Genomic DNA, 10343 nt, shown 5'->3' on the forward strand with positions numbered 1-10343 from the left:
TATTTAGTGTTATATTAGAAACGGAAAAGCGCTTACACCCGCAATAATTTTTTTAATGAATTATTTTATAGTTATTTTTTAGATTATATTAGGAGGTAATGTGATGAAGAAATATTTACAAAGAATTGGTCGTTCATTGATGTTACCTGTAGCTGTTTTACCGGCTGCAGCTATCTTGATGGGTATTGGTTATTGGATCGACCCTACGGGTTGGGGGGCGGATAGTCCGCTAGCGGCTTTCCTAATTAAAGCTGGTTCATCGATCATTGATAATATCCCTATCCTATTTGCTGTTGGGGTAGCACTAGGGATGGCGAAAGAGAAAGATGGTTCGTCCGCGTTAAGTGGTTTGGTTGCCTATTTAGTTGTGACAACCTTGCTTTCACCAGGCTCAGTGGCATTGCTCGAAGGGATTAAACCAGAAGAGGTAGACCCTGCGTTTGTAAAGATTGGAAATGCTTTTGTTGGTATTCTTTCTGGTATTGTTGCTTCCACGATGTACAATCGCTTTAGCCATGTTAAATTACCGGATGCTTTAGCATTTTTCTCTGGTAAGCGTCTTGTCCCAATCATGACTGCGGTATCTATGCTTGCTGTTTCTGCAATACTATTCTTCTTATGGCCTGTTATCTTTACAGGACTTGTTTCATTTGGTAAAGGTATTGCTCATTTAGGCGCATTTGGCGCAGGTTTATATGGATTCTTTAACCGTTTATTGATTCCAACTGGTTTGCACCATGCCTTAAACTCAGTATTCTGGTTTGACGTAGCCGGAATTAATGATATCGGTAATTTCTGGGCTGGAAAAGGAACAAAAGGTGTTACTGGTATGTATCAAGCAGGATTCTTCCCTGTCATGATGTTTGGTCTACCAGCAGCAGCATTAGCGATGTACCACACTGCGAAGGACAAGAAGAAAAAGGCAGTGGCTTCCTTAATGTTAGCAGCAGGTTTCGCAGCGTTCTTTACTGGTGTAACAGAGCCAATTGAATTTGCCTTTATGTTTGTAGCTCCAATGCTTTATGTGGTCCATGCGATTTTAACAGGTATTTCCTTAGCCATTGCAGCTGCATTCCATTGGACGGCTGGATTTGGTTTTAGCGCCGGTCTAGTTGACTTTATTTTAAGTTCTAGATTACCGTTAGCAAACCATCCTTACATGTTAATGGTTCAAGGCTTAGTGTTTGCGGTAATCTATTATTTCTTATTCAGATTCATTATTACGAAATTCAACTTGATGACTCCTGGACGTGAAGAGGATGATGAAGAATCTTCTGAAATGAATTTTGCAACCGGTGAAAGTAAATTTACTGTTATGGCAGCACAAATTTATGAAGGATTAGGTGGAGATGCCAACGTTACTTCTGTTGACAATTGTGTAACCCGTTTAAGAATGGAAGTAAAAGACATGAACGCAGTCGACCAACAAAAAATTAAATCGACTGGTGTACCAGGAATTAATATCGTTGGAAAGCAAAGCATTCAAGTAATTGTTGGAACGAATGTACAATTCGTAGCAGACGAAATTTTAAAACTTCGTAATAATCCAAATGCGATGAAGAAAATTAATACAACCAAAAATGATACTTATACTCCAGTGGAATCGAATGAACTCTCTCCACTTTCTGACAAAGATTTCGTTATGCCAATCGAAGGGGAAATTATCCCGATTACTGAAGTGCCAGATCAAGTCTTCTCACAAAAAATGATGGGTGATGGTTTTGCAATCGTTCCATCTAAGGGATCTGTAGTTTCACCTGTTGATGGTGAGATTATGAACGTATTTCCTACTAAACATGCTATTGGTATCAAGGCAAGTCAAGGATATGAAATTCTCATCCATGTCGGCATGGACACTGTAAATTTAAAAGGTGAGGGTTTTACAGTGCTTGTAAAGGATGGAGAAAAGATAACAAAAGGTCAAGAGATTTTAAAATTTGATTTAGATTTCATTAAAAAGTCAGCACCATCAATAGTTACTCCAATTATCTTTACAAACTTAACAAAATTAAATGTTAAAAAACAGGGACACTCATCCCAAGGTCAAGACGGAATCCTATCAATTGAATAACAACAGAAACGACTGGTGCCTGACACCAGTCGTTTTTGTTAAGCGAATAATTTCGATTCCTCTGCTTGGAAGAAACTCTTCATGGCATGAAAGACATCTGCTTTTTGTTTAAGAATATAGTAGCGAAATTGATCATCTTTAATGTTCTTATAGGCGGACATTAACGTTGAATGGCGGTTATATTGATTTACTTCACCGTAGCCAAACATATTAGACACTTTCATTAATTCTTCCACTAGCTTCACGCAGCGGGCGTTGTCCGAAGTAAGATTATCACCGTCTGAAAAATGGAATGGATAGATGTTGAACTTTCGTGGATTATATTTGGCATCAATGATTTCAAGTGCTTTGCGGTATGCGGATGAACAAATGGTTCCACCGCTTTCACCCTTTGAAAAGAAGTCTTCCTCTGAAACAACTTTAGCCTCAGTATGGTGGGCAATAAATTCAATTTCCACCGTTTCATATTTGGTTCTTAAAAATCGAGTCATCCAGAAGAAAAAACTTCGGGCCATATACTTTTCCCAGATCCCCATCGATCCACTTGTATCCATCATGGCAATAACTACTGCTTTAGAATCTGGTTTGATTACTTCATTCCAGGTTTTAAATTTTAAATCGTCCTTGTAAATCGGATGAAAAGCTGGCTTTCCGGTCATCGCATTTCTTTTAAAAGCTGACATCATCGTCCGTTTCTTATCGATATTCCCCATCAGCCCCGTTTTACGAATATCATTAAATTCAATGTTTTCAACTAGATGTTCTTGCTCTTCTTTTCTTTTCAAATTTGGAAGCTCCAATTGTTTAAATAATGCTTCCTCTAGCTCCATTAATGATACTTCCGCCTCAAAGTAGTCTTCACCTGCTTGGTCGCCAGCTCCTTGGCCTTTTCCAGGTCCCTTCTGGCCGCTAGAACCATCACGTGCTACTACATCACCTACTTGACTGTCACCATCACCTTGGCCCACGTGTTTGTTTTTGTCATAATTATAACGGATTTTATATTCGTCCAATGAACGAATTGGAATTTTTACGACATCTCGACCGTTAGACATGATTATGCTTTCTTCAGTAATTAAGTCGGGAAGATTGTTTCGAATTGCCTCCTGGACTTTTTCCTGATGCCTTTGCTGGTCATCGTGGCCTTTACGGTGGAGGGACCAATCTTCTCTTGAAATGACAAATTGATGGTTGTTTGTTGACAATGTAAACCCCTCCTTATTAATTTAATAGGTTCCAAAATGCACAAATTTTCATCCAAATACATATGATAACGCGAGTGAAAAAAATAAGATAAATATGGATTACTTTATCCTATGCAGAAATAAAGAATAATTTACAAATTATTTCGACAATTGTGCATTCGCCTATGAAATTGGACAAATTGGTAAAGTGGGAGCATTACAGATTCTTAGTGAATTTGAATAAGGAAAAAAATAGACTGACAGATTTCCTTCTGCCAGTCCCTGCTATTTTAACCCCAACTTATCTATTTAATAGACTTCCTACATAACGAAGTAATTCATTCGCTGACGTTGTATTATAGCCATGTTCATCCACTAACCTTGCAACTACATTATTGATTTTCTTGAGCTGCTGTTCATCAGGTGTTTTGGAAGAAGTGGTAATTTTCACAACGTCTTTTAAATCGGCAAACAATTTCTTTTGAATAGCTTCACGGAGACGATCATGAGAATTATAGTCAAATCGTTTCCCTTTTCTCGCAAAGGCTGAAATCCTAATGAGGACTTCCTCCCTAAAGGCCTTTTTCGCATTTTCAGAAATACCAATTTGTTCTTCAATAGAGCGCATCAACTTCTCATCTGGATTGATCTCCTCGCCAGTGAGCGGGTCACGCAGTTTCGATTTATTGCAATAGGCTTCCACATTATCTAGGTAATTGTCCATTAAGGTTTTCGCTGATTCTTCATATGAATACACAAATGCCTTCTGGACTTCCTTCTTGGCAATATTATCATACTCTTTCCGGGCTAATGAAATATAATTCATATAACGTTCCCGTAACTCTGCGGTGATAGACGGGTGCTGGTCGAGTCCATCTTTTAATGACCTTAATACATCAAGTGCGTTAATTGAAGGTATTTCTTTACGAATGATTGTCGATGAAATTCGGTTAATTACGTAACGAGGGTCGATACCACTCATACCTTCATCAGGATATTCCTTCTTCAGTTCATCCACATCGGCTGTATTAAAGCCTTCCACACTTTCCCCATCATATAGGCGCATTTTCTTAAGTAAATCTATATCGCCTTTTTTCGGTTCCTTTAAACGGGTAAGAATAGTAAACATCGCAGCTACTTTTAACGTATGCGGTGCAATATGAACATCAGAAACATCACTTTCATTGATCATCTTTTCATAAATTCTTTCTTCTTGTGACACCTTTAAGTTATACGGTATTGGCATAACAATAATCCGCGAATGCAGTGCTTCGTTCTTCTTGTTGGAGATAAAGGAACGGTACTCCGTTTCGTTCGTATGCGCCACAATTAACTCATCCGCACTAATGAGAGCAAAACGTCCAGCCTTAAAATTCCCCTCTTGGGTAAGAGACAGCAAGTGCCACAAAAATTTCTCATCACACTTTAACATCTCCTGGAACTCCATCATTCCTCGGTTAGCCTTATTAAGTTCACCATCGAAACGATATGCACGTGGATCTGATTCAGAACCATATTCCGCAATCGTTGAAAAATCGATACTACCTGTTAAATCAGCAATATCCTGTGATTTTGGATCGGATGGGCTGAATGTACCAATCCCTGTTCGTTTATCTTCGGAGAAAAAGATTCTTTCGACTAGTACATCCTCAATTCGTCCGCCATACTCCTGTTCTAGACGCATCATGTTCAACGGTGATAGATTACCTTCAATGCGGATACCATACTCATCATAGAAATCCTTCCGCAAATGGTGTGGGATTAAATGAAGTGGATCCTCATGCATCGGGCATCCTTTAATGGCAAAGACTGAGCCTCGATCCGTGAGCGAGTATGCTTCAAGTCCCCTTTTTAACATGGTAACAAGAGTGGACTTCCCTCCGCTTACAGGACCCATTAATAATAAAATACGTTTCCTTACATCCAATCTTTTTGCAGCTGGATGGAAGTATTCTTCAACAAGCCTCTCAAGCGACTCCTCTAAACCAAATAATTGATTGCTAAAGAATTCGTACTTCTTCGTCCCTTTTTCTTCAGTAATACCTGCATCCTTAAGCATATTATAAACTCGTGAATGTGCCGACTGTGCAACCCATGGCTTCTCTTTCAACAACTGTAAATAATCTGCGAATGACCCTTCCCAACGTAACTTTTCTTCCTCTTCGCGATACATCTCGATTTTTTTTAGAATATCCATAAGGCCCTCCCCCGTAGGTTAATCAGAGACGATTTAATATACTCTATGCTGATAAGCTTTTGAACATGCGTAACCATTGCGAGTTAGCTTCTATCTTTTTTGTTACAATAAAAAGAATCTTCCTCTTTTCATTTTTATAAGATAGGCTATAATAAGACTATATGTGTGATAAAATTGAAAAATGTATGACGAAGGAGGATTACATAAATATGAACACTTTCATCGTTTGTTTAGTAATGGTCGCCTTTTTAGCGGCAATCTTCACATCAGGTTATAACGACAAACCAGGTTCAACCAAATAAAAGCTGCCGATTGGCAGCTTTTTTAGTGGCGATCCAGTTTATTTTTCTGAATAAATTCCTTCATATACATTCTACTCTTCCGATCAAGCATCCTAGCCATTTGTTCTGTCCAGCGGTCTTTTCTTTTCCCATCTGTCCGCTCTTCATAGTAGTTAGAAATTAAGTTATCATAATTTTGTAACTGGCCAAGGTAAACCTCTTTATTTTGTTCATATTCGTCTTCATGATAGACATGTTCAAATGGCAGCCTCGGTTTTTTTTCATTTAGTTTGGTAGGAAACCCAACTGCCAGTCCAAACAAAGGAATAACCCGCTCTGGTGTTTTTAAAATCTTAGTTACCTCATCTAAATTATTGCGAATTCCACCTATGTAACAAATCCCTAACCCCATCGATTCTGCGGCAATCGCTGCATTTTGTGCGGCTAAAGATGCATCAATGAGAGCTACCATGAACTTTTCCGTGCTTTCAATCGAAGGGGTAACATCTATCTGTTCATTCTCCCCAATAATGGTATGGCGGTATAAATCTGCACAAAAGACAAAAAAGTGGCCGTTGTTTTCAACATATTCCTGATTACCTGCAATCTCTGCTAGTTTTTTCTTTTTTTCTTTGTCTCTAACACCAATTATAGAGTAGGCCTGAATAAAACTGGATGTGGATGCAGATTGAGCACAAGTAATGATTGTTTTAATTTGTTCGTCTGTTAGTTGCTTGTCCTCAAAATGACGATGAGAGCGGTGGTTTAGTATTGTTTGGATAACTTCATTCATAACAATCTTCCTTTCCATTACTCAAAAGGGGGCCCTTTTGGCCCCCTCGGATTATTGTAGATGCGCATAGTTTTGCTGCCTGAGCGCTTCATAGATAAGAATAGCAGCTGTATTGGACAAATTTAGAGAACGGATATTTTCATTCATAGGAATTCGCAAGCTGACTTCTTTATTATTTTCAATGACATCTTTCGGAAGTCCTGTTGTTTCACGCCCAAAGATAAAATAATAATCTTTACTTGAATTACTGTAGTCAAAACTGCTAAAAGCCTTCTGTCCAAATTTTGTAATATAAAAAAATTCACCGCCTGCATTCTTCTCATAAAAATCATCAAGAGAATCATAATAGGAGATATTAACGTGTTCCCAATAATCGAGTCCTGCTCTTTTTAACATTTTGTCATCCGTAGAAAAGCCTAATGGACGGATTAGATGTAAATTTGTATCTGTTCCTGCACATGTTCTTGCAATATTTCCTGTATTGGAAGGGATCTGCGGTTGATATAAAACAACATTAATTGACATGGAATTCACCTCATGTAAAAACTCTACATGCAATTATACCATTATCATAGACCCTTTCAAAAATTAAGCTCCTTAATCGATGATTGAAAAAAATCTGTATTTAATATTTGGGGTATAGGCGGATGAATCTTCATATGCCCAATACCTCATCCGACTATTATACGTATGGGCATTAACTAACGGCATGCCATTTGCATCCTTACCCGTCACAATTGTATTATGATTAAACCGTCCATCCCCTTCAAAATCGTAACAAATTATATCTCCCAATAACAATTGTTCCGGACTGCTCACTTCCCTTGCCCGTAAACCAATTTTCGAATTAGCTAAGTATCCCTTTAGAGAGTGTGCCACTGCCCAACTATAGCTATAATTACTTTTTTGGAGCCACCAGCCTGCTCCCCGATTAGGATAGCCTCTCATTGGAGCACCTCCACTATGAAGACACTGTGAGATAAAGTTGGTGCAATCATTTTCAAATTTGTTATAAGCAGGATTGTAGCTATTCCACCACCTTTCTGCATATTGCACAGCCTTCAAACGATTGTACTGAAAACTCAATCGCTCATCCAGGTCCTCTACAAGAAATTCTGCAGGTGTGTGATAAGTTTCATGAGGTGCATACGGATTAATTTCCTCATCCATTACTAAAGCCTCTTTATAAAACTTAGCTAATCTTTCTTCAATTTCTTCTTCCATATACAGCAAACCCTTTTGCTTGATTAAATATTGATAATGGGCCTGATATTTTACCGTTTGAAATTCATCCTCTTTATCAATTTCTATGATTCTGCCGAAAGCTTTTATTTTTACAATTTCAGCTGATCTTTTTGCTAATGTACCTTGCTTGTTATCAGCCTTTGGAAAAAATACTTTATGTGTTCTATTATCGGAAACAAATTGACTGACTCTTTTTTCAAATAACTTTTGTATTAAATGAAGCATACTCCTCACCCCTTTCCATCATACATATGTGAGAAGACAGGGATTCAATCAAAAAAAATAAGCGAACCAATTGAGTTCGCTCATTTTACCTATAAAAACTTAAGGCTTTTTCTATTTCATTTTGTACTTCAAGATCCTGTTCATGTTCCTGAGCTTTATTTAAGGCCGCAAAAGCTGTCTCACCGCCTATTTTCCCAAGGGCCCAAGCTGCTGTTCCTCTTGAAACTGGACTTCCCTCATTCTCTAGAATATCTACTAAATCTGGAATGGCTGTTTCATCCTTAAAATGCCCAAGGGCAATAATTGCATTCCGTTGAATTGGCTTTTTCCCTCTCCACGCACCAGATACATGTCCAAATTTAGCTTTAAATTCTCGATTACTTAATTTTAGAATCGGCTTTAGTAAGGGTTTAGCCACTTCAGGTTGTGGTTCCAATTCTTCATGAAAATGATAGTTCTTCCCTTTGTTAACAGGACATGCAGTTTGACATGAATCACAACCATAGATTCGATTACCAATCTTATCTCTATACTCATCTGGAATAAATGTTTTTGTTTGTGTTAAAAAAGAAATACAGCGTTGTGCGTTAATCTGTCCACCTTGGACCAAGGCTCCGGTGGGACAAGCATCCAAGCACTTTGTACATGAACCGCATTGATCTTCTAATGGAGTATCAGGTTCAAAGGGAATACTTGTAATCATTTCACCCAAATACACATACGACCCAAACTCAGGTGTAATAATGGCGCAGTTTTTTCCACTCCAACCGATTCCAGCTCGTTCAGCTACGGCTCGATCTGAGAGCTCTCCAGTATCAACCATCGATTTTAACCTTGCATTAGGTACCTTTGTCGTGATAAACTCCTCTAACTTCTTAAGCCTATCATTTAGCACATGATGATAATCAAGCCCCCATGAGGCCCTGCTGAAAATCCCTCTCCTCTCACCCTTTTTACTTTCGACACGGTGATTCATCTTGGAAGGGTAAGCAATTGCAATTGAAATGATCGAACGAGGTTCCTCTAATAATAATGAAGGGTTCACTCGTTTCTCTATATCTGGTTCTTCAAATCCGGATTGGTAGTTTAATGACTGCTGCCTTAATAGTCGATTTTTTAATTCAGTAAACGTGCCTGCTGTCGTAAAACCAATTTTATCAATGCCAATTTCCTTACTATAGGCAATTATTTCTTCCTTTAACTCTTCAATATTCATGTGGTCCCCTCCCTTCCTTTGAAGTGATTTATAATAAATATGGATTGTTAAATTATTAGTTGCACATCTATTTATGATAAACTATTTTCATTGAATTTTGGAGGTGGAATGGTTGGAAATTAAACTCTCAGAGGAAATAATCGAGCAAATTCCAAACTTTAAAGTGGGGATCATTGTATATAAGAATATTACTGTCGCTGAATCACCGCAAATGATTAAAGGAAGACTTCAGCTTTTTCAAGAATCTATTTATTTTGATTTAGAAAATAAAAATGTTACTGAACTCTCAGGAATTCAGGAATGGCGTAACATTTTTAAAAAATATGGGAAAGATCCGAATCGATATCGTCCTTCAGTTGAAGCTTTGTACAGAAGGGTACAAAAACAAAATTTCCTTTCATCTATACAAAGTGCTATTGATATTAATAACTTTTTCTCCTTACAATATCAAGTACCTATTGGAATTTACGATCTGGATAACTTAAATGGATCCATTAGCATTCGATTAGGAACAGAGGGGGAGGAGTATACTGGATTGAATGGGCGGATAAACTCTTTGAATCATCTGATCGTATCTTCAGATAATCTAGGGCCCTTTGGAAGTCCCTTCGTCGATTCTGATAGAGCACCTGTAACTTTTGCTACCAAAAATGCTGTGCAAGTTATATATTTGAGACCCTCAACCGATGTTGAAAAGTCGATGAGATTAACAGAGTCATTAATGAACATGTTTACCCAAATACATGGAGGAGAAGCGTCCTTCCAAATAATCAGGTGTCCATAGGGCATCTTTTTTTATATAAGAAAAAACGCAACTCATCGTTCTCTAATGTAACGATAAACTGCGTTAGTTAATATGTATGGAGCGGGTGATGGGAATCGAACCCACTACATCAGCTTGGAAGGCTGAGGTTTTACCAGTAAACTACACCCGCATATTAAAATTTATTATGGGGCGACTGATGGGAATCGAACCCACGAATGCCTGAACCACAATCAGGTGCGTTAACCACTTCGCCACAATCGCCATAATAATATAGGTTTAAAACAAAAATGGTGGCTCAGGACGGAATCGAACCGCCGACACAAGGATTTTCAGTCCTTTGCTCTACCGACTGAGCTACTGAGCCA

The 10343-nt window shown here is 38.2% G+C and carries 8 protein-coding genes, 3 tRNA genes and 1 pseudogene; 3 read left to right on the forward strand and 9 right to left on the reverse strand.

The features are described 5' to 3' along the window. Positions 1-103: 103 nt before the first annotated feature. A pseudogene (gene nagE, locus V7659_RS10755) lies at positions 104-1540 on the forward strand (N-acetylglucosamine-specific PTS transporter subunit IIBC); the annotation flags it as partial. 102 nt (positions 1541-1642) lie between these two features. Further along, positions 1643-2071 carry a PTS sugar transporter subunit IIA gene (locus V7659_RS10760; RefSeq protein ID WP_335540044.1) on the forward strand — a complete coding sequence of 143 codons (429 nt, stop codon included), beginning with the start codon at positions 1643-1645 and terminating at the stop codon, positions 2069-2071. Between the two features lie 38 nt (positions 2072-2109). Here the strand turns inward: V7659_RS10760 and yhbH are convergent, their stop codons facing one another. From yhbH to queG, 6 genes are all read right to left on the reverse strand, one after another. Then, positions 2110-3276 carry a sporulation protein YhbH gene (gene yhbH / locus V7659_RS10765; protein WP_026565896.1) on the reverse strand — a complete coding sequence of 389 codons (1167 nt, stop codon included), beginning with the start codon at positions 3274-3276 and terminating at the stop codon, positions 2110-2112. A 280-nt stretch (positions 3277-3556) separates the two neighbouring features. After that, positions 3557-5452 (reverse strand): PrkA family serine protein kinase, encoded by a 1896-nt coding sequence (locus V7659_RS10770; protein WP_335540039.1) that lies wholly within the window; start codon positions 5450-5452, stop codon positions 3557-3559. A gap of 324 nt (positions 5453-5776) precedes the next feature. After that, positions 5777-6526 carry an oxygen-insensitive NADPH nitroreductase gene (gene nfsA, locus V7659_RS10775; protein WP_335540040.1) on the reverse strand — a complete coding sequence of 250 codons (750 nt, stop codon included), beginning with the start codon at positions 6524-6526 and terminating at the stop codon, positions 5777-5779. 51 nt (positions 6527-6577) lie between these two features. Continuing rightward, positions 6578-7051 carry a tRNA (uridine(34)/cytosine(34)/5-carboxymethylaminomethyluridine(34)-2'-O)-methyltransferase TrmL gene (trmL, locus tag V7659_RS10780; RefSeq protein ID WP_283877855.1) on the reverse strand — a complete coding sequence of 158 codons (474 nt, stop codon included), beginning with the start codon at positions 7049-7051 and terminating at the stop codon, positions 6578-6580. A 72-nt stretch (positions 7052-7123) separates the two neighbouring features. After that, a complete protein-coding gene (locus tag V7659_RS10785; protein ID WP_335540041.1) occupies positions 7124-7996 on the reverse strand; it encodes an amidase domain-containing protein in 873 nt (290 codons plus the stop codon). An 85-nt stretch (positions 7997-8081) separates the two neighbouring features. Then, entirely contained in the window at positions 8082-9212 is a 1131-nt protein-coding gene (gene queG / locus V7659_RS10790; RefSeq protein ID WP_335540042.1) for a tRNA epoxyqueuosine(34) reductase QueG, read from the reverse strand. Positions 9213-9324: 112 nt separating this feature from the next. On the opposite strand from queG, the gene V7659_RS10795 reads away from it, so the two are divergent. Continuing rightward, positions 9325-9996 carry a B3/B4 domain-containing protein gene (locus tag V7659_RS10795; RefSeq protein WP_335540043.1) on the forward strand — a complete coding sequence of 224 codons (672 nt, stop codon included), beginning with the start codon at positions 9325-9327 and terminating at the stop codon, positions 9994-9996. Positions 9997-10073: 77 nt separating this feature from the next. On the opposite strand, the gene V7659_RS10800 is transcribed toward V7659_RS10795, so the two are convergent. The 3 genes from V7659_RS10800 to V7659_RS10810 form a co-directional block, all read right to left on the reverse strand. Then, a tRNA-Gly gene (locus tag V7659_RS10800) sits at positions 10074-10147 on the reverse strand. A gap of 16 nt (positions 10148-10163) precedes the next feature. Beyond that, positions 10164-10239: transfer RNA gene (locus V7659_RS10805), tRNA-His, on the reverse strand. A gap of 27 nt (positions 10240-10266) precedes the next feature. Continuing rightward, a tRNA-Phe gene (locus tag V7659_RS10810) sits at positions 10267-10342 on the reverse strand. Between the last annotated feature and the right edge of the window lies 1 nt (position 10343).

Source organism: Neobacillus drentensis, assembly GCF_036966985.1.
In the GTDB taxonomy this organism is placed as follows: domain Bacteria; phylum Bacillota; class Bacilli; order Bacillales; family Cytobacillaceae; genus Neobacillus; species Neobacillus drentensis_E.

Bases quoted from the DNA above. Each gene is read 5' to 3' on its own strand.
- V7659_RS10760 (WP_335540044.1), top strand. From the start codon at position 1,643: ATGCCAATCGAAGGGGAAATTATCCCGATTACTGAAGTGCCAGATCAA.
- V7659_RS10785 (WP_335540041.1), bottom strand. From the start codon at position 7,996: ATGCTTCATTTAATACAAAAGTTATTTGAAAAAAGAGTCAGTCAATTT.
- V7659_RS10770 (WP_335540039.1), bottom strand. From the start codon at position 5,452: ATGGATATTCTAAAAAAAATCGAGATGTATCGCGAAGAGGAAGAAAAG.
- trmL (WP_283877855.1), bottom strand. From the start codon at position 7,051: ATGTCAATTAATGTTGTTTTATATCAACCGCAGATCCCTTCCAATACA.
- queG (WP_335540042.1), bottom strand. From the start codon at position 9,212: ATGAATATTGAAGAGTTAAAGGAAGAAATAATTGCCTATAGTAAGGAA.
- nfsA (WP_335540040.1), bottom strand. From the start codon at position 6,526: ATGAATGAAGTTATCCAAACAATACTAAACCACCGCTCTCATCGTCAT.